Genomic DNA, 23,313 nt, shown 5'->3' on the forward strand with positions numbered 1-23,313 from the left:
GGATGAACTGTGGATAGCGGAGAAATTCCAATCGAACTTGGAGATAGCTGGTTCTCCCCGAAATAGCTTTAGGGCTAGCGTTGAGAATGAGTAGTGGAGGTAGAGCACTGAATGGGCTAGGGGGCATAGAGCTTACTGAACCTTATCAAACTCCGAATGCCACTAACTTGAATCTCAGCAGTCAGACTACGAATGATAAGATCCGTGGTCAAAAGGGAAACAGCCCAGACCATCAGCTAAGGTCCCAAAGTGTAGATTAAGTGGAAAAGGATGTGGGATTTCTAAGACAACTAGGATGTTGGCTTAGAAGCAGCCACTCATTTAAAGAGTGCGTAATAGCTCACTAGTCAAGAGATCCTGCGCCGAAGATGTCCGGGGCTAAAATCTACCACCGAAGCTATGGGTGTACACTAGATGTACGCGGTAGGGGAGCGTCCTATGTTGGAAGAAGTTGTACCGAAAGGAGCAGTGGACGACATAGGAGTGAGAATGCTGGCATAAGTAGCGAGAAGTGAGTGAGAATCTCACTGGCCGAAAACCTAAGGTTTCCTGAGGAAGGCTCGTCCGCTCAGGGTTAGTCGGGACCTAAGCCGAGGCCGAAAGGCGTAGGTGATGGACAATCGGTTGATATTCCGATACCACTATAAGCGTATGACCAATGGGGTGACGCAGGAGGATAAGATGTGCTAACTATTGGATGTTAGTCTAAGCACTTAGGCAGTAAAGATAGGCAAATCCGTCTTTACAATGCTGAGGTGTGATGGGGAAGGTGCAAGCACCGAAGTATCTGATTCCACGCTGCCAAGAAAAGCCTCTAGGGAGCAAAGTAGTGCCCGTACCGCAAACCGACACAGGTAGGTGAGGAGAGAATCCTAAGGCCATCGGAAGAATTGCAGTTAAGGAACTCGGCAAATTGACTCCGTAACTTCGGGAGAAGGAGTGCCATAGAAATATGGTCGCAGAGAATAGGCCCAAGCAACTGTTTAGCAAAAACACAGGTCTCTGCTAAAGCGAAAGCTGATGTATAGGGGCTGACGCCTGCCCGGTGCTGGAAGGTTAAGGGGAACACTTAGTTTAGGCGAAGGTGTGAACTTAAGCCCCAGTAAACGGCGGCCGTAACTATAACGGTCCTAAGGTAGCGAAATTCCTTGTCAGGTAAGTTCTGACCCGCACGAATGGCGTAATGACTTGGGCACTGTCTCAACTGCAAATCCGGCGAAATTGTAGTGCCAGTGAAGATGCTGGCTACCCGCGATTGGACGGAAAGACCCCGTAGAGCTTTACTGCAATTTAGCATTGAGTTCCGGTATTGTCTGTACAGGATAGGTGGGAGGCTGAGAAATAGGATCGTCAGGTCCTGTGGAGCCACCCTTGGGATACCACCCTGACAGTACTGGGATTCTAACCGGGCACCATGAAGCTGGTGACGGGACATTGTTAGGTGGGCAGTTTGACTGGGGCGGTCGCCTCCAAAAAAGTAACGGAGGCGCCCAAAGGTTCCCTCAGAAGGGTCGGAAATCCTTCGAAGAGTGCAAAGGCAGAAGGGAGCCTGACTGCGAGACCAACAAGTCGAGCAGGGACGAAAGTCGGGCTTAGTGATCCGGTGGTACCTCGTGGGAGGGCCATCGCTCAACGGATAAAAGCTACCTCGGGGATAACAGGCTGATCTCCCCCAAGAGTCCACATCGACGGGGAGGTTTGGCACCTCGATGTCGGCTCGTCGCATCCTGGGGCTGAAGTAGGTCCCAAGGGTTGGGCTGTTCGCCCATTAAAGCGGCACGCGAGCTGGGTTCAGAACGTCGTGAGACAGTTCGGTCCCTATCCGTCGCGGGCGTAGGAAATTTGAGAGGAGCTGTCCTTAGTACGAGAGGACCGGGATGGACTGACCTCTGGTGCACCAGTTGTTCCGCCAGGAGCATAGCTGGGTAGCTAAGTCGGGAAGGGATAAACGCTGAAAGCATCTAAGCGTGAAGCCCCCCTCAAGATGAGATTTCCCATAACGTAAGTTAGTAAGACCCCTTGAAGAACACAAGGTAGATAGGTGAGAGGTGTAAGTGCAGCAATGTATTCAGCTGACTCATACTAATAGGTCGAGGACTTAATCAAAGAAAACAAAGATAGAAAAGAAAATCTGTGTGCAATTTTGAAAGAATAATTAAGTTCTTTCAAAGGAAACTCACTCACTGAAGTGAGGAGTACAGTTTTTCAGCTAAATCGAAGATTTAGGAAAAACTAAGCATCTGGTGATGATGCGTAATTTGGTAATACCCGTTCCCATTCCGAACACGAAGGTCAAGCAAATTACGGCTGATGGTACTGCAGGGGAGGCTCTGTGGGAGAGTAGGTGGTCGCCAGGTGAAAACTTGGATCTTTAGCTCAGTTGGTTAGAGCAACCGGCTCATAACCGGTAGGTCCGGGGTTCGAGTCCCTGAAGGTCCACCATTTTTGGGGGTATAGCTCAGCTGGGAGAGCACCTGCCTTGCACGCAGGGGGTCAAGAGTTCGAATCTCTTTATCTCCACCAAAAACCATGAAGATTAACTTCATGGTTTTTTTATTATATTAATATTTTTGAAATGTTAATGTATATTTAAAAAATTATTAATTGTCTATATATAAGTTATTTATTACAATATTTTATAAGGTATATTAACAGGTGGCTAAAAATGATATATAGAATTAAGCAATTTGTATGGGGAATTATATCTTCCTTTAAATCAATTAATATGGAATATCTCAAATCAAACTTAACAAATGATGAACTAGATATATTTTTAAAGCTAAGATTAAATGAGCAACACCATTCTATCAGGGTAGCTAAGACGTGTGAGAAAATTGCAGCACATAAATATGAAGATATAGATGTAGTGAAGCTAAGAAAAATTGCATTACTTCATGATATAGGTAAAATAAAAAAACATTTAAATCTCATAGATAAATCTATACTAGTTATTTTAAACAAAGTTACTCATGGACGTATTAAGAAGTATACAAATATAAAGAAGATAGATGTATACTATAATCATGATGAATATGGAGCTGATATTCTTAAAGAATTAGGATATGATGAAGAGTTAATATATGTAATTAGAAATCATCATAAAAACGTAAACATACAAAATAAGATGCTTTATATTTTAAAAAAAAGTGATGATATGAGTTAGGTGGTGAGAAGAAATGACATCTAAAGATAGAAGACTACAAATTGAAAGACTTTTAATAAGCTCTAAAGAGCCTCTAAAGGGAAATCTACTTGCTGAAAGGTTCAATGTTACTAGACAGGTAATAGTTAAGGATATCGCGATTTTAAGGGCTACAGGAACTAAAATAATAGCTACTCCAGATGGGTATATAATATATGATAATTGTGATAATAAAGTTAGAAGTATATTAGCTATAAATCATAGAAGAGAAGAAATGATTGATGAATTATCAATAGTTATAAAATACGGTGGTATTATAGAAGATGTAATAGTAGAGCATCCTGTTTATGGAGAAATAAAAGCAATGTTAATGATAAAAAACTCTGCTGATTTAGAAAGTTTTTTAAAGAGATTTGATGAAAATAAGGCACAGCCACTATCATCATTAACAGAAGGAGTACATCTACATACTATAGTTGCTGATAATAATGAGAATATGGAAAAGATAATATCAGAATTAGGATCTAAAAACTTTTTAATTACCTAAAATTAATAAAATGAGGAGTGAGGAAATGAAAAAAAAGTACACGTTAGTGGCAGCAGTATTAATATTAATGATATTGCTATTATCCTTAGACGGAATACTAAAGTTTACTGTAGACTATCAATGGTTTAAAAGTCTAGGATATTTAAGTGTTTACTTTACAAAAATATTAGCAATCATAAAATTCATGATTCCTATGTTTATTTTATGTTTTGTAGTAATAGGACTATATTATAGAAGTTTAAAAAAGAGTTATTTAAAGGAAATAAATAGAGTAGAGCTAGATCCTATAACTAAAAAAAGAGAATCTAAAATATTTATATTAGTAAATATTTTAATATCAGCTTTGGTATCATATGGAGTATCAAATAAGTATTGGTATAGTATTCTTCAATTTACAAATTCAACAGATTTCAATTTAACAGATCCAGTATTTAATAAAGACATATCATTTTATATATTTAAACTTCCATTAATACAATCAATATATAATTCAATGATGGCACTTTTGGTTATACTTATCATAGTAACTGTATTAGCTTATTTATCACTTATATTAAAAGATAGAGTAAAAGGGATACATAACAATACAGAGGGAAATATCACTTATATAGATGGTAGCAGGCTTAAACATTTTGCAGGAAAGCAATTTGCAATATTAGCATCAGCATTACTTATAATGTATTCTATAAAATATATATTAAGTGCTTATTACTTAGTTTACAGTGATAATGGAGTTGCATTTGGTGCAAGTTATATAGATTTAAATGTAACACTCAGATTTTATAGAGTTCTTACAATATTATGTATAGTAGCTGCTATAATTGTTTTTATAAATATAAGAAAAAATAAGGTTAAACCTATAATAATAGCGATAGCAACAGTATTTATAGTATCAATACTTCAGGCGCCAGCTTCATTATTAGTTCAAAGATTTTTAGTTAAGGCAAACGAGCTTGAGTTAGAAAAACCTTATTTATCAAATAATATTGAATTTACGAGAAAAGCATTTAATATTGATAATATAGAAGAGAGAGATTTTGAGGTAACAAATAACTTAAACAAAGAAAGTATAAAAGCTAATAAAGATATAGTTAGCAATATAAAGATAAACTCATTTAGACCGTCACTTGAGTTCTATAATCAAGTTCAAAATATAAGATATTACTATGACTTTAATGATATAGATGTTGATAGATATAAAATAAATGGTGAATTTAAACAAGTATTTGTAGCACCAAGGGAAATTAATAGCGATAGCATAGAACCTAATACATGGATAAATAAGCACTTAAAGTATACTCATGGATATGGTGTTGTAATGAGTGATGTAAGTAAAGTTACATCTGAAGGACAGCCTAAATTTCTCATAAATGATATACCACCAGTAAACTCTACTGATATACCTTTAGATAACCCTAGAATATATTTTGGTGAGAAGACTGATTACTATGCTATTGTAAATACTCTAACTAGTGAATTTGATGCTCCAAAAGGAGGAGAAAATCAAACTAATAATTATGATGGTAAAGATGGTATAAATATGACTTTCCTCAATAGAGTTTTATATGCCATAAATCAGAGAGATGTTAATATACTACTATCAAAAGATATAACAAGTGAAAGTAAAATATTATTTAGAAGAAATATAGTTGATAGAGTGCAAACTATAGCACCATTTATAAAGTATGATAAGGATCCTTATACAGTATTAAATGAAGGAAAGATATACTGGATTATGGATGGGTACACAACATCAAACTTATATCCTTATTCAGAGCCATATGAAAATATAAACTATATTAGAAACTCTGTTAAAGTAGTTATAGATGCTTATGATGGAACTGTTGATTTCTATATATCTGATAAAGATGATCCTATAGCTCAAAGTTTATCAAAGATGTTTAAAGGACTATTTAAAGATATAGATGAAATGCCACAAGGATTAAAATCTCACTTAAGATATCCTCAAGATATCTTTGGAATTCAAAAAAAGGTTCTTGAGAAATACCATATGACTGATCCAGCAGTATTCTTTAATGGAGAAGATTTATGGGAGGTAGCTAAGAAGGTAGATTATGATGAAGAAAATCCAAATGGAGAGTCATCATATATGGTTACAAGATTACCAGGTGAAGATGAAATAGAAATGGTAATGCTTGATTACTTTAATACAAGAGGAAAAGAAAATATGGTTTCTATATTAGGTGCCAGAATGGATGAAGAACATTATGGAAATTTAGTTCTTTATAAATTCCCACCAAAGAAAACTATATATAGTCCTGTGTTCTTTAATAATAAGATAAATCAGGATACTGAAATTTCCAAGGAAATAACTTTGTGGAAATCTAAAGGATCAAATACTAAGTTTGGTGATACGTTGATAATACCAATAGATAATTCTCTTTTATATATAAAACCACTGTATATAGTTGCAGAGGGAGAGAAGAGTATACCTGAAATGAAGAGAGTAATAGCATACTATGGTGACAATGTTGTTATGGAAGATAGCATTGAAAATGTTCTTGCTGCGTTATTTGGAAAATCAACTAATGAAGGTAAGACAGAAGAGGAAACAAATAATAAACCAATTAATGAAGGAGAAAATAATACATCATCAATAGTTAATGAAAAAATAGGCAAAGCAGCTGATGTATACAATAAGGCTATAGAAGCTCAGAAGAGTGGAGATTGGGCTAAATATGGCGAACTTATAAAAGAATTAGGAGATATCCTTAATAATTTATCTAAGTAATATAAGGCTTCATATCATATGTTTATTTTAATATGTGATATGAAGTTTATTTTTTTTAAATCTGTTAAAGTTATTTTTATTATCAAAATATATAAACATTGTTATAATAGTAATGTAATATGTTTTATAGTAAAATTGTTACATTTAAAAGTGAGAGGTAGTGAAATCATATGGATTATGACGTACTTATATTAGGCGGCGGACTTATCGGATGCGGCGTAGCCTATGAGCTTTCAAAGTATAATTTAAATATAGCTGTAATTGAAAAAGACTATGACATAGCAGATGACATATCTTCTATAAATACAGCAGTTGTAAACGATGGTATAGGTGGAAGAAGTGACCTTATGGCTAGGCTTCAAATAATGGGAAATGCAATGTTTGATGAAATAACTGAAAAATTTGATGTTCCATTTAAAAGAATAGGATCACTATTAATAGCAAATACAGATGAAAAGGTAGAGGAATTAAAGAGAATATATAAAAGAGCCGTAAAAAGAGGCGTAAAGGATATAGAAATAATAGAGGGTGAAAAAGCAAGAACAATAGAAAATAATTTAAAAGAAAATGTGAAAATAGCACTATACTCTAAGAACACAGGAGTGGTATCTCCATATGACTTAGCGTTAGCATATGCAGAAATAGCCTTTGATAATGGAGTCAATTTTAGATTAGAAGAAGAGGTTTTAGATATACAAAAAATTTCTAAATCTCTTAAAGTTACTACAAATAAAAATAAATTTACATGCAAAATGGTTGTAAATACGACTCCGGGTGAAAATTATAATATAGACAAAGATATTGAGCCATCAAATAGCAGAGAAAAGCTTAATACATTCATTCTTGATAATACTTATGATAAGTATTTTAATCATATAATATTTTCTCTAGAGGAAAATGATGAAGATGTATATGCAATACCAACTTTCAATAAACATATGATAGCTCAATATATATCAGAAAGAGATCTTGGTGTTAAAGAAATATTGGGTAAGCTAAATAATCTGATTGATGAGATAAGCAAGGATAACATAAAAAATACTTACAATGAATTATTTTATAAAGATATGATGATAATAGATGATAATGAAATGACTAACAAAGGTTATATAAAAATAACTGGTAATCATTATAGCGAAGTTACTATAACTCCTGCAATATCAAATATGGTTTGTGAGACTATAGTTAATAATTTAAAATGCAAGAAGAAAAAGAATTTTATAGATAAAAGAAGAGAAATATATAAGTTCAAAAACCTTACAAATCAAGAGAGAAATGAACTAATAAGTGTTGATAAAAATTATGGAAAGATTATATGTTTATGTAATGAAATAACTGAAGCAGAAATAGTTGATTGTATAAGGAGGCCACTTGGAGCTAGAACTATAGAAGGAATTATAAGAAGAACAGGAGCAACTTTTGGAGAATGTCAGGGTTCTTATTGTTTGAGTAGAATAGCACATATTTTAGCTAGGGAAACAGGTAAAAATTTAAATGATATAGTTAAGGACTCAAAGGGATCCAGATTAATACTTAGTAGGATTAAGGAATTCAATGAAATTTAAGGGAGAAATTAAGAATGAGTGAATCTTCTATATGCTATGGATGTAATAAAAAATGTATTTTAAATGTATCTGACACAGATGAAAATAAGATAATTAATGGAAATCAATGTGAATTAGGTAATTACTATGAAAAGTTTAAAGATAATTGTACAAAGGGAATACTTACCACTTTAGTGAGAATAAAGGGTGATAATAAACATAAAGTATTACCTGTAAAAAGCACTAAGCCTATAGATAAAAGTCTATGGATAGAATGTTCTAAAGCATTAAGCAGGATATATGTTGGTCCAAATATGAAATGCGGAGATGTAGTTTGCACTAACATATTAAATACAGGTGTAGATATAGTAAGTACTAAAACTATAAAAAGAGATTAAACTATATTGACAATAGATAAACTAAGGAATATAATATATAAAAGTTTATAATTAAACCTATGAAGAGGCTAGTATTAAAGTATTCAGATTTTAGAGAGTCAGTGGAAGGTGAAAACTGGCACTGATATTTTAAGAATCCACCTCAGAGGGACTGTGATGAGCAGTACGGTAATATCGTTAAATTTTTAAGAGGATTATTTTAATTAGTAATCAATTAGGGTGGCAACGCGGAGCTTTTCGTCCCTTTAAGGACGAAGGGCTTTTTTTTATTTCAAAAAATAAATAAGGAGGAAAATGAAATGTTAGATTTAAAAATGCTTAGAAGTAAAACTGAAGAAGTTAAAGCTGCTATGCAAAATAGAGGAGAAGACTTTGATATATCACAAATAGATGAAGTTATAGCTCTAGATGAAGAAAAAAGAGGTATTCTTGTAAAGGTTGAGGAGCTTAAGGCAAGGAGAAATCAAGAGTCTAAAAAAGTGCCTCAATTAAAGAAGGCAGGAGAAGATGTAACTGCTATAATGGAAGACATGAGAAAAATAGGAGAGGAAATAAAAGCTTACGATGATAAGGTATCTGAAATAAATGAAAAGATAAATTATATCATGCTAAGAATTCCTAATATACCAAATGATCAAGTTCCAGAAGGCGGAAGCTATGAAGACAATTTAGAAATAAAGAGATGGGGAGAGCCAACCAAGTTTGATTTTGAACCTAAAGCTCACTGGGATATAGGAACAGGATTAGATATACTTGATTTTGAAAGAGCAGGTAAGATCACAGGTTCAAGATTTGCCCTTTATAAAGATTTAGGAGCTAGATTAGAAAGATCTGTAATAAATTACTTTTTAAATACACACACTAAAAATGGATACAAAGAATTGTTTGTACCCTTTATGGTAAATAGAGATTCAATGACTGGTACTGGACAGCTACCAAAGTTTGAAGAAGATGCATTTAAATTAAAGGATCAAGATTATTTCTTAATTCCAACAGCGGAAGTTCCAGTAACTAATATGTATAGAGACGAAGTTTTAAGAGGAGACGAACTTCCAATAAAACATGTTGCTTACAGTGCTTGTTTTAGATCAGAAGCTGGTTCAGCAGGAAGAGATACAAGAGGTCTTATAAGACAACATCAATTTAATAAAGTTGAACTTGTAAAGTTTGCAAAGCCAGAGGATTCTTATAAGGAACTTGATCTATTAGTACAAGATGCAGAAAGAGTACTTCAAGGATTAGGATTACCGTATAGAATAGTTAGAATATGCAAAGGTGATTTAGGATTCACAGCTGCATTAAAATATGATATAGAAGTTTGGATGCCAAGTTACAACAGATATGTTGAAATCTCAAGCTGTAGTAATTTTGAAGATTTCCAAGCTAGAAGAGCAAATATAAAATATAAGGAAACCACAAAAGATAAGCCAAAGTTTGTACACACATTAAATGGATCAGGTGTTGCAATAGGAAGAACTGTAGCAGCTATACTTGAAAACTTCCAACAAGAAGATGGTTCTGTAAAAATTCCAGAAGCTTTAAGACATTACATGGGTGTAGATGAAATAACTAAATAGCAATAAAAAAGTTCAGATTAGTCATAAACTTAATCTGAACTTTTTTATTAAATTATAAATTAACCTCTATTATTTATAAAATTCATCAATAGAAACTATTCTATGTTCTATACGTGATTTTTCAGCTGCTAATGCCATCAAGTGACTTTGAACTGAGGTTTTTGCAGATGAAAGAGATTCCTTATTGTTTCCAGAAACAACATTTAGGAAATCATCAATAAGTCCGAAATCTCCGCCTCCATGGCCAGAAGTTGTAGGTTTTAAAGTTATCTTTTCTACGCTATTATCTACAAAGTTATGGACTTCAATTTCACGTGTATTCATATTAGCACGAATTTCACCCTTAGAGCCCATTATTTTTAGTGTTCTTCCTATATCATGAGTAAAAGCGCACATAGAAAATGTAGCAGTAACTCCATCTTCAAATTCTAAGTTTACTACTTGATGGTCTACAACATTATTATCACAATGATAAACACATCTTCCATAAGGTCCTTCTTTAAGAGCTTTTAATCTACCTTCAAAAGATAGATCCGTTGAAATTGTATTAGTTGGCCATGCTACATTATCTGTAAGATAAAATTTAGGTGCATAAAATGGACATTTATTTTCATGAGGACATCCATCTAAACATCTCATAGGAGCACCTTTTGGAGCATTTTCTTCTTTAAAGTGTTTTAAAGAACCAAATGATGATACATTTAAACACTTTTTATTTATTAAATATAAAAGTATATCCATATCATGACAACTCTTAGCTAATATCATTGGAGCAGCTATATCTGTATTTCTCCAATTTCCTCTTACAAAGCTGTGAGCTTGATGATAGTATCCTACATTTTCATTATGATTTATTGAGATTATATCTCCAATTCTATTTTGAGCTAAAACTTCTTTTATTTTTTGAAAGAAACTTGTATATCTAAGTACATGACAAATTGATAAAATTCTATGATTTTTTTCAGCAACATCAGCCATTTTTATGCATTCGTGTGCATCAGGTGACATAGGCTTTTCTAGTAGAACATCATATCCTGCTTCTAAAGCCTTTAGAGTTGGATCAAGATGCATTTTATCTTGAGTAGCTATTATAGCTATATCAGCCAGCTTATCCCCTTTTAATATATCTTCATAATTTTTATAACATTGAAAATCACTTAGAGAAAACTTTTCTTTAAATGACTTTCGTCTCTCTTCTAATGGTTCAGCTACAGCTACAATTTCTAGTTTATTAGGATTTTTTAATGCATATGGAGCATAAGCATTTGCACCTCTGTCACCTGCTCCAATTACAATAGCAGTTAGTTTTTTCATAAATATCCCCCCAAAATTAATAAGATTACAATATATATTTTATATTTTTTATCACAAAATGTAAAAGAAAATTAAAAAAAATACAAATATAGTTTATAATATAATTATTGAGAAAATACAGTTGAAATCTAGGGAGGATATTATGAAGATGAAAGTATCTACACCAAGCAGAATTTGTATGTTTGGTGAACATCAGGATTATTTAGGCTTAGAAGTTATAGCTCAAGCTATCGATTTAAGATTTTATGCTGAAGGTGAAGATAGAAATGATAAAATTTTAAATATTAAGATTGGAAGCAGATATTTTGATAAGCCTAATGAAAAACCATATCAATGGGTGGAACATGTTGTAGATTTTTCTAAGGAACTCATATATGAAAATAATAGAGATTATATGAAGAGTATAGTAAACGTTCTAATTAATAATGGATATAATCTAGATCATGGATACAATATATCTATGATGTCTGATATACCTATCGGAAAGGGAATGTGTTCATCATCAACTATGATAGTAGTACTTATAAAATTATTACTAGAATTGATAGACTCTAAAGATAAGGATAATGCTGAAAAAATTGCTTATTTAGGATTTTTAGCTGAAGTTAAGGAATTTGATGAACCAGGCGGAATGATGGATCATTATGCATCTGCATTAGGAGGAATGGTAAATTTAAATTTTGAAAATGGAGAAACAAAAGTAAATAAAATATCAAAGAAACTTCCAGGAAAGTTTATATTATTTGATTCATTGAGGGATAAGGAGACAACCAAGGTACTTGCAACTGCAAAATTTCCTGTAGTTAATGGATTAAAGAAATTAAATAAATATGGTATACAAAGCATAAAAGATTTTATAAAAAATGAAGAGAATATAAAATACTTAGATGAGCTTCTAGAGGAAGAAAAGAGAAATATTTTAGCTAATATAGATAACTACAAAATACTTCAATATGCAAAGAAGTTTATTGATTCTGATGAATTTTCTTCAAAAGAGTTTGGAAAGCTTATAAAAAGACATCATGAGAATCTGAGGGATGGTCTTCTTATATCTACTAAAGAAATAGAAGAAATTTTAAATACAGCATATGAAAATGGAGCATTAGGAGGAAAAGTTAATGGCTCAGGTGGCGGTGGATGTTGCTATGTATATGCTATGGATGAAGATTGTGATAGAATTTTAAAGGCGGTGGAATCTTTAGGATATCCAGGAATAATTGTTGATTCTACTAATGGAGTAAGAAGGGAAGATGAAATTTAAATGAAATTACTTATACTAGCAGGGGGAAAAGGCACAAGACTACAGTCTGATAAATTTAATTTACCAAAGGCATTAAAAGAATTAAATGGAAAGCCACTTATAGAATATGTTTTAGAAAACACTTCTTTTATTTCAAAGAAAGATGTCTATATAGTAGTTGGATATAAAGGTGAAATGATAAAAGAAGCTTTAGGTTCAGAATATAACTATATAACTCAAGACAAACAATTAGGAACTGGACATGCAGTAATGATAACTGAAAAGTATTTAAAAGATTGCAACGATGACATAATGATTTTATATGGTGATATGCCTATGATAAGTAGGGATACTTTTGAAGGATTTGCAGAATATCATAAAGAAAGAAAGTCAATGTGTACAGTTCTTACATCTATGTTTGAGGACCAGCCTCCTTATGGAAGAATAATAAGGGATGAAAATAATAATTTTTTAAGAGTTGTAGAAGAAAAGGATTGCACTGAGGAGCAGAAAAAAATTAAAGAACTTAATTGTGGACCAGATATAATTCATTCTAGTGTATTATTTGATGCATTAAAGAAAGTCAGCAATAATAATAGTCAGGGAGAATATTATTTAACAGATGTGCCTGAAATAATAAGAGATGGTGGACATGTTGTAAATATTTATGTATGTAAGAATTGTTCGGAGATGTTAGGAATTAATACACTAGAAGACTTAAAACAAGGGGAAAACCTTATAAAATGAAATGTAACTTTTTATATGAAAAATATTAATATAAATAAGTTGTTTTTTAGATTTTCTTAATTTACTATAAAGGAAAGCCTTATATAATAAGGCTTTCCAATGAATAAAAAAAAATTAAGTACATATCAAAAAAAATTATAAAATATGTTGACAGGTATATTATATGCTGATATAATAAATCATGTCAGGCGACATGGAAGGATGGTCGAGTTGGTTTAAGGCACCGGTCTTGAAAACCGGCGTACGTGTGAGCGTACCGTGGGTTCGAATCCCACTTCTTCCGCCATTTTTTTATTTAAAGATAATTAAATAGAAAATTTTAATTCGGAGAACTACTCAAGTGGCCGAAGAGGCGCCCCTGCTAAGGGCGTAGGTCGGGTAACCGGCGCGAGGGTTCAAATCCCTCGTTCTCCGCCAAAAACGCATTCATTTAATGAATGCGTTTTTTGTTATAGTAAAATAAAAATCATGCATTTAAAAATTACAAATAGTATCATTCATCAAGATAGATTATATTTGATAAGCACGTTTAAATATAGAGTATAAGCGTGTTTTTTTATATTAAATACCTATAGTGACCTATAATAATAAATTTTAATTAAATGGTATTTAATGCCTTAAAATATAGCATAGCCATCATAATCAAAGGTTTTTTATAAAGGAAAAAAGTAGTATAATTTAATTAGGGCTTGTACTTTATAAAAAGAAGGTGAGTCGATGTTAAAGGGGAAAAAAGTTCGTCTTAGAAGTGTTGAGAAAAAGGATATAGATTTTTTTCATGGGCTATGGAATGATGAAGAAATAACTAGGTTCGATGGATGCTATCATATACCACCATCTAAAGAATTCATATTAGAAAATTTCTATAAAATAATGAATATAGACAAGAAGTTTTTGACTATTCTTAATGAGGAAAAGATATTAATAGGCTATATAAGTTATAGTGGCCTTAAGGATTTAGGTGGTAATTATGAAATTGGAGTAACTATAGCAAAGAATTATTGGCATAAAGGGTATGCGCAAGATGCCATAAAAACCATTTTAAGATTTCTTTTTATGAACAAAGGAGCTCATAGGGTTGAACTTGAAGTTGTTGATCTAAATGAAAGAGCAATTAAATGCTATTTAAACTGTGGTTTTACAAAAGAAGGCGTTAGAAGAAATAGATATTTCGTAGAGGGACAATATAGAAACGTAATTTTAATGAGTATTCTGAAGGAAGAGTATTTGAAAGAAGCGGGAATTGTATATAAAAATAAAATGGATACCTAATTTTATAAGGTATCCATTTTTATTTGTAAAAATTTCAAGCTTGTCTATTATATATAGGTTTAACATGATTTCTATTTTTGTACATAACAACTATAACTCCAATTAGGTTAAAAATCATAAATGCAGAAACTACAAGACGCTTTGGAACAATATCTCCAAGTGCTCCGGAAATAAGCTGCCCTAATGTCATAGAGGCCGTTATAGCCATTAAAAAAATACCATTGAATCTTCCTTTCTTCTCATGAGGTACATAGCTTTGAGTAGCAGAAACTCGTATGTTATATGAGGTTACACCCATGATACCTTCAATGAAGCTGAGAATCATCATTATTATTATAGGAAAATACAACATAGATCCATCAATCAATGAGATTGTAAAATAAACTAAAAGGGCTATTGTAAATTTTTTATCTGTAGGATATTTGAATTTATAGTGTATAGCACCACCTATAAAACGTCCAAGAACACCAAAGCCCATTACCCATATAAACATATACTCTCCTGAGGTATATGTTTCTTTAAAATATGGAAGTGATAATGTTTGATAAGAACTTCCAGCAAATGTTGTAATAGCAAAATATATTGTAATAGCAAGAAGACCTTTTTCACTTTTCAGGTATTCAATACCTTGTTTAAAATCTTCTATATATTGACTCCTTGTAAATTTTTCAGTTCTAATTTCCATATACTCTTCTTTTGCTCTAATTTGTGTTTCAAATACTGCAGCTATAAAAAAGCTTACTGCATCTAAAAGGAAAAGAGGGCCAATGCCTATGGTATTATATAAATAAGCTGATACGGGAACCATAAACATAGTAAGTGTTTCAAGAGTACTTGATATTGAATAAGCTTTTGTATAATTTCCTTTCGTAACAAGAAGAGGATATAAACTATCATAGGCAACAGAATAAATACTGTTAATTACACCTAAGATTAAGGAAACTAAAATAATAATAATGTAATTTACATTGCTGTTTTTCCATAAAAGTATACCGAACAACATATAGAGAGCTGCAGAAAGAAAATCAAGAGTATATATAGTTTTCTTCCTGGAAAATTTATCAAGATATGGTCCTGCTAAAGCTGGTACAATTGCATTTGAAAGACTAAATACACACATACATAAAGCATACATAAGAGTAGACTTGTATAAATCAAGAACTAAAAGGCTCATAGCAAAACCAGAAATAGCATTTCCTAGTTTTGATATTACGGTACCTAGTGTTATTATTGTGAAGTCTTTAGTCCATAATGGATTTTCATAAATCCCTGTTTCCTTTTTTATATCTTCATTTTTATTCATATGAACCCCCAAATTAAAATGAAATATTTTAAGATAGCCTATGTTCAATATTATAACATACATTGAATTTTTTTGGATTTAAATGATAGAAATAAATTTTGATAAATAATTTCATAAAGTCTGTGTAATTTTAGCATCAATAATTTAAAATATATATTAAGGATAATCGTAGATGATTGAGAGGAGATGAAGAGTTGAGCTTAAGATTTATATATGGAAGAGGAGGAAGCGGTAAGAGCCGTTTTTGTTTAGATGATATAAAGAGAAAACTAGAAAAAGGTTTTGACAACAGATTAATACTTTTAGTCCCAGAACAATTTTCATTTGAAGCAGAGAAAAACCTTCTTAGAGCACTTGGAGATATGGGCACATTTAAAACAGAGGTATTGAGTTTTAAAAGAATGGCTCATAGAGTTTTTAATGAAGTCGGTGGAATTACTCATAAGAGACTTAATGATTCTGGAAAGTCTATGATACTATATAAGATTTTAAGAGAAAGAGAAAATGATTTAAAGATATTTTATAAATCAAGTTCAAAGCAGGGATTTATAGATATAGTTTCAGAAGTTATAACAGAATTTAAAAGATATAATATAACGCCTGAACTTTTAAGAGATACCATAGAAAAGCTTAAAGAAGATGAGCTTGAACTTAAATATAAATTAGAGGATTTATATAGAGTTTATATAGACTTTGAAATAGCTATTCACAAAAATTATATAGACGATGAAGATGAGCTTACAATGCTTTATGAAAAGCTTGAGGAGTGTTCATTATTTAACGGTGCAGAGGTATGGGTAGATGAATTTTCGACTTTTACACCTCAACAGTATTCAATACTTTCTAGACTTATGAAAAAGTCAAAAAGAGTAAATATAAGCTTAAATATGGATGGATCATCAGAATATAAAGAAGAAATAGATGATATATTTTGGGTAGCTAGAAATACTGAAAGAAAATTACTTAAGATAGCTGAAGAAAATCATGTGGCTTATGATAAACCTATAGATCTTAATAAAGATTGCTGCTATAGATTTAACAATAGCTATGATATTGGCCATATGGAAAAGTATTTCTTTAAATATCCTTTTGTACCTTATAGAGAAGAACCAGATAATATAAGAATATATAAAGCATTAAATAATTATGAGGAAATTCAATGGGTTGCAAGAAATATAATAAGCAAAGTTCGTGATGATGGATATAGATTTAGAGATATAGCTGTAGTGTGCAGAGACTTAGACAATTATAAAAAAATTACCCGGGTAATATTTGATGAGTATAGCATTCCTTACTTTTTAGATGAGAAAAGAGATGTAACAGATAATCCTTTAGTGGTTTTAATTCTTTCTGTTTTTGATATATTTAATAAGAATTGGTCCTATGAAAGTGTGTTTAGATACTTGAAAACAGGACTTATAGATTTAACTAATGATGGATGCGAAGAGCAGCTTACAACAAAACAAAAGATTGATATACTTGAAAATTTTGTTCTGGCATACGGAATCAAGGGAAAGAAATGGCTTGAGTTTTGGGAGTATGGTCTTTCAAATGCTAAAGATAAACAAGAATATACTAGAGATGTTTTAAATGTAATTAATGAAATAAAGGATGATGTTATAAATCCTTTGACTACTTTTGGTAGTAAAGTTGCTAAGAAATGTAACATGAGAGATTTATGTATTTATGTATATGAATTTTTATGTGAAGTAGGAGCTTTTCAAAAAGTTGATATATGGATTGAAAATTTTAAAGCTGAAGGAAATACAGAAAGAGCGGATGAATATGAACAAGTAGTAGATGTGATATTTGAGGTTTTAGATCAAATGGTTGAAATAATGGGAGATGAAGTGGTTTCTTTAGATAGGTTTATAGAAATATTAAGCATGGGATTTTTAAAGCAAGAAGTTGGATTAATACCAATAGCTTTGGATCAAGTTATAGTTGGGGATATAGCTAGAATAAAGAGTCATAGTATAAAGGCTCTTTACATTATTGGAGTTAATGATGGAGTATTCCCTAGGGTAAATAGAGAAGAGGGAATATTGTCTGATAACGATAGGGGAATTCTGAAAACTGAGGGGGTAACTCTTGCTTCTGATACGGAAACTAAGATGTTTGAAGAAAACTTTTTAATATATACAACTCTTACTATGGCAAGCGAATATTTAGTACTTACTTACCCTATTGCTGATTTTGAAGGAAAGGCTCAAAGGAGTTCAATACTTATTTCTAGATTTAAAAAGCTATTCCCAAAGCTTAAGGAAGAAAGCGATATATTAAAGAATAAGGAAGATGAAGCAGTAGACAAGATTGTTGCTCCGGAACCCACTTTTAATGAGCTTATATCAATGATGAGAAGCTATTATGATGACAAGGAAGAAGTAAGTTCCGTATGGAAAAATGCTTATGAATGGTATAAGGGCAAAGAAGAGTGGAACGGCAGAATTGAGAGAGTTCTAAGCGGCTTAAAATATAGTAATCAAGTTCAAACTATAAGAGGTGAAAAGATAAAAGCTCTTTATGATAAGCCTTATGTATTTGATGTATCAAGAGTTGAAAAATATGCCCAATGTCCATTTGCCTTCTATATTCAATATGGGCTAAAAGCTAAAGACAGAAAGATATATGAATTTGGAAGTCCTGATTTTGGAACCTTTGTACATGAAATATTAGATAAATTCACTAATAAAGTAAAAGATGAAGGTCGACATTGGTCTGATTTAGATAAAAAGTGGAGTGAGAGTACAATTTCATCAATGATAGATGAAGTTATAAAAGATGAATCTATACTGAAAAGCTCAGCTAAATATAAATATTTAGTTTCTAAAATGAAGAGGATACTTACGAAATCAGTGTCAGTAATAAGTGAGCACTTTAAGAGAGGAAGTTTTGAAACACTGGATAGTGAAATAGTATTTGGAGATGGAAAGTATAAGCCAATAAAACTTTCACTGCCAAGTGGTGATGATATATATCTTAGAGGAAGAGTAGACAGAGTTGATATACTTGAAGATAATGGTGAAGTTTATATAAGAATAGTAGATTACAAATCAGGAAAAAAATCATTTAGTTTAAATGAAGTTTATTATGGACTTCAACTTCAACTTCTTGTTTATCTTGATGCAATATTGAGCAATGAAGAGGAAATCTTAAAGAAAGATATAGTTCCTGGAGCAATCCTATACTTCACAATAGATGATCCAATGATATCTTCAAGTGGAGAACTTAGTGAAGAAGAAGTAGAGCAGAGGCTTATAAAAGAGCTGAAAATGAGTGGGCTTCTTCTAAAAGATCCAAAAGTTATAAAGGAAATGGATAAAGATATTAAAGGATATTCTATAATAATACCTGCTTATATGGGTAAGGATGGAATATCAGAGAATAATTCATCAGTTGCAACAAGAGAGCAGTTTAAAGTTATAAGTGAATATGTAAGGCAAAAGGTTGTAGATCTTTGTGAAGATATGCTTAAAGGTGATATAACTATAAAACCTGTTAAGAATGGTAAGTATACATGTTGTTCTTACTGTAGATTCAATGCAATATGTCAATTTGACTATTCATTGAAAGACAATAAATACTGTTTACTTCAAAAGAAAGATAAAGAAGATATATGGAAGCTGATGAAAGAAAAGATATCAGGGGAGGAGGAATTAGAGCATGATGAGCAATAAAGAATCAGGAACAAAATGGACGAATGAACAGCAGCGTGCTATAGATACTCATGACAAAAATCTTCTTGTGGCAGCAGCTGCTGGTTCTGGAAAAACAGCTGTGCTAGTTGAACGAATAATAAAGATGATAGTTAGGGATGAAAACCCTGTAGATATAGATAAGCTTTTAGTTGTTACATTTACTAATGCAGCAGCTTCTGAAATGAGAGAAAGAATAGGAAATGCTATAACAGATAAACTAGACAAAAATCCAAATAATAAGAGATTACAAAAGCAGCTTACTCTTTTAAATAAAGCTAATATAACAACTATGCACTCCTTCTGCCTTGATGTCATAAGAAATAACTTTCATCATATAGATTTAGATCCTAATTTTAGAATAGGGGATCAAACAGAAATAATCCTTCTTAAACAAGATATAGTAGGAGAATTATTTGAGGATAAATATGAAGGAATGACTCTAACAGATGGATTCTATAAACTTGTAGAAACTTTTGGTGGAAATAAGGATGATAGTAAGCTTCAGGATATGATTGAAGGATTATATAATTTTTCTATGAGTGGACCTTATCCAAAGATATGGCTAAATAAAAAAGCAGAAGAATTTAATTTATCTAGTGAAGAAGAATTGTATAAGTCTAAATGGATGGAAATCATTATGGATGGAGTGGAAGAAGAGCTAGAATCTATGATAAATAGTCTTCATGGACTTATAGATATTTTAAAAGAGGAGGATGCAGCACCGAAGATTATAGATAATTTGAGCGAAACCATAAGCAGTATTTATATAGCTATAGATGGATATAAAGCTGGTTATGATGAGTTTCAAAGATCTCTCCAAAGTATAACATTTGGAACATTAAGAATGGGAAAAGATCTAGATGATAGTATAAAAAATGAAGTTAAAAACGTTAGAGACAGTGTGAAATATAAGGTGAAAGAAATGCAGAAGACCTTCTCTTTTTCATTAAGGGATAGCTACGAAGCAATAAAAGATATGTATCCTATAATGGAGGCTCTTACTGATTTAGTTATAGAATTTATGGAGAGATATAGAAATAAAAAAATAGAAAAAGGAATATTAGATTTTAATGATTTAGAGCATTATTGTCTTAAAATATTAAATGAAACTTATGATAAAGGAATAATAACTCCTTCTTCGGTTGCTATGGAGTTTAAAGATAAATTCTATGAAGTTTTGGTAGATGAGTATCAAGATAGCAACAGTGTTCAGGAAACTATAATAGATTTGGTTTCAAGAAAAAACTCGGATAATCCAAATGTATTTATGGTTGGAGACGTAAAGCAGAGCATATATAGATTTAGACAGGCAAAACCAGAACTTTTCCTTGAAAAATATAATACTTATGAAGAAATAAGCGATGATCATAGTAATAATTCTGGAAAAATACTTCTGTACAAGAACTTCAGAAGTAGAAAAGAAGTGCTTAGAGGGGTAAACTATATCTTTAAAAAGATAATGTCAGCAAGCGTTGGTGAAATGGAATATACAGATAAGGAAAGATTGAATCCAGGTGCCGTATTTGATCCTGTAGATGAGACGAACTTCTTTGTTGGTGGAGATATAGATGTAAATATAATAGATTTAGCAGGAAAATCTGAAGAGGAAGAAACAGAAGTAGCTATTAATGATGAAATCCTTGATGAAGAAGAATTAGATAAAATCCAAGTTGAAGCAAGACTTGTTGCAAAGAAAATAAAGGATTTATTTAAGGTTCAAGATGGAAAACATTTCGTTGTATATGATAAAGAAGTAAAAGAATATAGACAGGTTAAATATAAGGACATAGTAATACTTCTAAGAGCTACAGCAGGTTGGGCAGATGTATTTTCTGAAGAACTTGCAAAAGAAGAAATACCAGCTTATGCTGACTCAAGTTCAGGATATTTTCAAACTATAGAAATAAGAACTATGATGTCTTTACTTCAAATAATAGATAATCCACTTCAGGATATTCCTATGGTTGCAGTTCTTAGATCGCCCATATTTGCATTTACTCCAGAAGACCTTATAGACCTTAGAGTAATAAATAAAAATAAATATTTTTACGATGCACTAAAAGATATAGCTTATGGAGAATTTAACGAGGATGTTCTTCCAAAGGAATATGTACTTGAAGATTCACTTATAAAAAAAGCTAAGTATGTAATGGAATCTTTAGATAAGTGGAGAGAAAAGTCAATACATATGCCTATAGATGAATTTATTTGGTATTTGTATATGAGCACATCTTATTATGGTTATGTAAGGGCTATGCCTAATGGAGTTCAAAGGCAGGCAAACTTAAGAATACTGTTTCAAAGAGCAAAGCAGTATGAAAGCACTAGCTTTAAAGGGTTATTCAATTTTATAAACTTTATAAATAAGCTTCGTAGCAGCAGTGGAGACATGGGGAGTGCAAAAACTTTAGGTGAAAATGAGGATGTAGTAAGAATCATGAGTATTCATAAAAGTAAAGGACTTGAATTTCCTGTTGTCATACTTTCAGCCTGTGGAAAGCAATTTAACCAAAGGGATATATATGAAACAATATTATTCCACGAGGATTTAGGATTTGGACCTGATTTTATTGATTATGAAAAGAGATATAAATACCCTACTCTTGCTAAAGATGCTATAAAGAAAAAGCTAAGACTTGAAAACTTATCGGAGGAAATGAGAGTTTTATATGTTGCGCTAACAAGGGCAAAAGAAAAATTAATACTTACAGGAACTACTTCAAATTTAGAAAAATCTATAGATAAATGGGGTAAGGCTGTGAGTGTAGCTAGTAAAACTGTACCGTCAAACGAAGTATTTAAGGGAAAAAGCTATTTAGATTGGATATCTATGGCCCTAATGCTTCATAATGATGGCTCTCCTCTTGTAGATTGTTTTAATGGGTATATAGATAGACCTTTTGATGATGAAGAATCATCTTGGAAAATAAATATTTATTCAAAGTCGGATATTATAGGAGACAATATAGAATCCGATGAAGATACTGAAGAAGATATGAATATATTCGAAGAAATAGGTACAAATGATTATTATAAGAATGAAGTTGAGAAAAGACTTAACTGGGAATATAAATTTAAAAGAGCTGGATCAATTCCAACAAATATGTCAGTATCAGAACTTAAAAAATCTGCTTTATTAGAAGAAGAGCAGAGTGATGCAAATAATTTAATTAAGGAGTCGCCTTTAAGAAAGCCAAAGTTCCTTCAGGAAATAAAGGGGTTATCTCCTGCGGAGAGAGGAACTGCACTTCATAGTGCTATGCAGCACTTATCTCTTGATAATGTTAGTACATTAAATGAAATAAAGTCGCAGATAGCGTATTTTGTGGCAAAAGAGATTTTGACTGATGAGGAAGCAGAGGCAGTAAATCCGTATAAAATTTTAAAGTTCTTTAGAAATCCTTTAGGTGAAAGAATTCTTAGCTGCTATAAGGAGTCGGGAAATAAAGTTCATAGGGAAAAACCTTTTTATATAGAAGTACCAAGCACCTCTATAATTGATGAGTTACCTGTAGAAATTTATGAAAATGAATTGATAAGAATACAAGGTGTAATAGATTGTTTTTTAGATGAAGATGATGGAATAATCCTTATAGACTACAAGACTGATTATGTAGATAGAGAGAATAGAGAAAAAGTGATAAATAGATATGCGACTCAGATTTACTACTATACCATGGCTCTTGAAAAGATTACAGGAAAGAAAGTAAAAGAAAAATATCTATATTTATTTTATATAGATGAAGCTATAAAAATTAATAATTAAACTTAAATAAACC

The 23,313-nt window shown here is 31.8% G+C and carries 13 protein-coding genes, 4 tRNA genes, 2 rRNA genes and 1 other annotated feature (1 of these 20 cut by a window edge); of the genes, 17 read left to right on the top strand and 2 right to left on the bottom strand.

The genetic code is table 11. The features are described 5' to 3' along the window. The 10 genes from KQH81_RS00050 to serS all read left to right on the top strand — a co-directional run. A 23S ribosomal RNA gene (locus KQH81_RS00050) occupies positions 1–2,106 on the top strand; it begins 798 nt to the left of the window's first position. A 133-nt stretch (positions 2,107–2,239) separates the two neighbouring features. After that, positions 2,240–2,357 (top strand): 5S ribosomal RNA (rrf, locus tag KQH81_RS00055). Between the two features lie 8 nt (positions 2,358–2,365). Further along, positions 2,366–2,442: transfer RNA gene (locus tag KQH81_RS00060), tRNA-Ile, on the top strand. 5 nt (positions 2,443–2,447) lie between these two features. Next, a tRNA-Ala gene (locus tag KQH81_RS00065) sits at positions 2,448–2,523 on the top strand. A gap of 142 nt (positions 2,524–2,665) precedes the next feature. Then, a complete protein-coding gene (locus tag KQH81_RS00070) occupies positions 2,666–3,163 on the top strand; it encodes an HDIG domain-containing metalloprotein (RefSeq protein WP_027639232.1) in 498 nt (165 codons plus the stop codon). 13 nt (positions 3,164–3,176) lie between these two features. Continuing rightward, entirely contained in the window at positions 3,177–3,689 is a 513-nt protein-coding gene (locus KQH81_RS00075) for a transcription repressor NadR (protein ID WP_074846545.1), read from the top strand. 10 nt (positions 3,690–3,699) lie between these two features. Then, the gene (locus KQH81_RS00080) at positions 3,700–6,441 is read left to right on the top strand and encodes a UPF0182 family membrane protein (RefSeq protein ID WP_268254214.1); all 2,742 of its coding nucleotides are present in this window, start codon (positions 3,700–3,702) and stop codon (positions 6,439–6,441) included. Between the two features lie 170 nt (positions 6,442–6,611). After that, a complete protein-coding gene (locus tag KQH81_RS00085; protein WP_027639235.1) occupies positions 6,612–8,006 on the top strand; it encodes an NAD(P)/FAD-dependent oxidoreductase in 1,395 nt (464 codons plus the stop codon). Positions 8,007–8,020: 14 nt separating this feature from the next. Next, the gene (locus tag KQH81_RS00090; protein WP_027639236.1) at positions 8,021–8,383 is read left to right on the top strand and encodes a DUF1667 domain-containing protein; all 363 of its coding nucleotides are present in this window, start codon (positions 8,021–8,023) and stop codon (positions 8,381–8,383) included. A 50-nt stretch (positions 8,384–8,433) separates the two neighbouring features. Further along, positions 8,434–8,631: a binding site (T-box leader), on the top strand. A gap of 51 nt (positions 8,632–8,682) precedes the next feature. Further along, on the top strand, positions 8,683–9,960 hold the full coding sequence (serS, locus tag KQH81_RS00095; protein ID WP_027639237.1) for a serine--tRNA ligase: 1,278 nt from the start codon (positions 8,683–8,685) through the stop codon (positions 9,958–9,960). Between the two features lie 69 nt (positions 9,961–10,029). On the opposite strand, the gene KQH81_RS00100 is transcribed toward serS, so the two are convergent. Next, a complete protein-coding gene (locus tag KQH81_RS00100; protein WP_027639238.1) occupies positions 10,030–11,274 on the bottom strand; it encodes a Gfo/Idh/MocA family protein in 1,245 nt (414 codons plus the stop codon). Positions 11,275–11,416: 142 nt separating this feature from the next. Here KQH81_RS00100 and KQH81_RS00105 point away from each other — a divergent pair, with 142 nt between their 5' ends. From KQH81_RS00105 to KQH81_RS00125, 5 genes are all read left to right on the top strand, one after another. Continuing rightward, on the top strand, positions 11,417–12,535 hold the full coding sequence (locus KQH81_RS00105; RefSeq protein WP_027639239.1) for a GHMP family kinase ATP-binding protein: 1,119 nt from the start codon (positions 11,417–11,419) through the stop codon (positions 12,533–12,535). Continuing rightward, entirely contained in the window at positions 12,536–13,261 is a 726-nt protein-coding gene (locus KQH81_RS00110; protein ID WP_035770910.1) for a sugar phosphate nucleotidyltransferase, read from the top strand. A 195-nt stretch (positions 13,262–13,456) separates the two neighbouring features. Beyond that, a tRNA-Ser gene (locus KQH81_RS00115) sits at positions 13,457–13,547 on the top strand. A gap of 40 nt (positions 13,548–13,587) precedes the next feature. After that, positions 13,588–13,678, top strand: a tRNA-Ser gene (locus KQH81_RS00120). A gap of 300 nt (positions 13,679–13,978) precedes the next feature. Beyond that, positions 13,979–14,533: a GNAT family N-acetyltransferase gene (locus KQH81_RS00125; RefSeq protein WP_051196285.1), complete on the top strand. Its 555-nt coding sequence runs from the start codon at positions 13,979–13,981 to the stop codon at positions 14,531–14,533. A 34-nt stretch (positions 14,534–14,567) separates the two neighbouring features. Here KQH81_RS00125 and KQH81_RS00130 read toward each other — a convergent pair whose 3' ends face one another. Then, on the bottom strand, positions 14,568–15,836 hold the full coding sequence (locus KQH81_RS00130) for an MFS transporter (RefSeq protein ID WP_027639240.1): 1,269 nt from the start codon (positions 15,834–15,836) through the stop codon (positions 14,568–14,570). A gap of 194 nt (positions 15,837–16,030) precedes the next feature. On the opposite strand from KQH81_RS00130, the gene addB reads away from it, so the two are divergent. Both addB and addA read left to right on the top strand, forming a co-directional pair. Next, positions 16,031–19,513: a helicase-exonuclease AddAB subunit AddB gene (gene addB, locus KQH81_RS00135; protein WP_230028593.1), complete on the top strand. Its 3,483-nt coding sequence runs from the start codon at positions 16,031–16,033 to the stop codon at positions 19,511–19,513. Beyond that, a complete protein-coding gene (gene addA, locus KQH81_RS00140; RefSeq protein ID WP_230028595.1) occupies positions 19,500–23,300 on the top strand; it encodes a helicase-exonuclease AddAB subunit AddA in 3,801 nt (1,266 codons plus the stop codon). Before addB ends, addA begins: the two co-directional genes overlap by 14 nt. Positions 23,301–23,313 lie beyond the last annotated feature (13 nt).

Source organism: Clostridium cadaveris, from assembly GCF_020911725.1.
In the GTDB taxonomy this organism is placed as follows: domain Bacteria; phylum Bacillota; class Clostridia; order Clostridiales; family Clostridiaceae; genus Clostridium_X; species Clostridium_X cadaveris.

What these genes read in the sequence shown, in the direction of transcription:
- KQH81_RS00070 (WP_027639232.1), top strand. Translation starts at nt 2,666, where the DNA reads ATGATATATAGAATTAAGCAATTTGTATGGGGAATTATATCTTCCTTT.
- KQH81_RS00075 (WP_074846545.1), top strand. Translation starts at nt 3,177, where the DNA reads ATGACATCTAAAGATAGAAGACTACAAATTGAAAGACTTTTAATAAGC.
- KQH81_RS00080 (WP_268254214.1), top strand. Translation starts at nt 3,700, where the DNA reads ATGAGGAGTGAGGAAATGAAAAAAAAGTACACGTTAGTGGCAGCAGTA.
- KQH81_RS00085 (WP_027639235.1), top strand. Translation starts at nt 6,612, where the DNA reads ATGGATTATGACGTACTTATATTAGGCGGCGGACTTATCGGATGCGGC.
- KQH81_RS00090 (WP_027639236.1), top strand. Translation starts at nt 8,021, where the DNA reads ATGAGTGAATCTTCTATATGCTATGGATGTAATAAAAAATGTATTTTA.
- serS (WP_027639237.1), top strand. Translation starts at nt 8,683, where the DNA reads ATGTTAGATTTAAAAATGCTTAGAAGTAAAACTGAAGAAGTTAAAGCT.
- KQH81_RS00100 (WP_027639238.1), bottom strand. Translation starts at nt 11,274, where the DNA reads ATGAAAAAACTAACTGCTATTGTAATTGGAGCAGGTGACAGAGGTGCA.
- KQH81_RS00105 (WP_027639239.1), top strand. Translation starts at nt 11,417, where the DNA reads ATGAAGATGAAAGTATCTACACCAAGCAGAATTTGTATGTTTGGTGAA.
- KQH81_RS00110 (WP_035770910.1), top strand. Translation starts at nt 12,536, where the DNA reads ATGAAATTACTTATACTAGCAGGGGGAAAAGGCACAAGACTACAGTCT.
- KQH81_RS00125 (WP_051196285.1), top strand. Translation starts at nt 13,979, where the DNA reads ATGTTAAAGGGGAAAAAAGTTCGTCTTAGAAGTGTTGAGAAAAAGGAT.
- KQH81_RS00130 (WP_027639240.1), bottom strand. Translation starts at nt 15,836, where the DNA reads ATGAATAAAAATGAAGATATAAAAAAGGAAACAGGGATTTATGAAAAT.
- addA (WP_230028595.1), top strand. Translation starts at nt 19,500, where the DNA reads ATGATGAGCAATAAAGAATCAGGAACAAAATGGACGAATGAACAGCAG.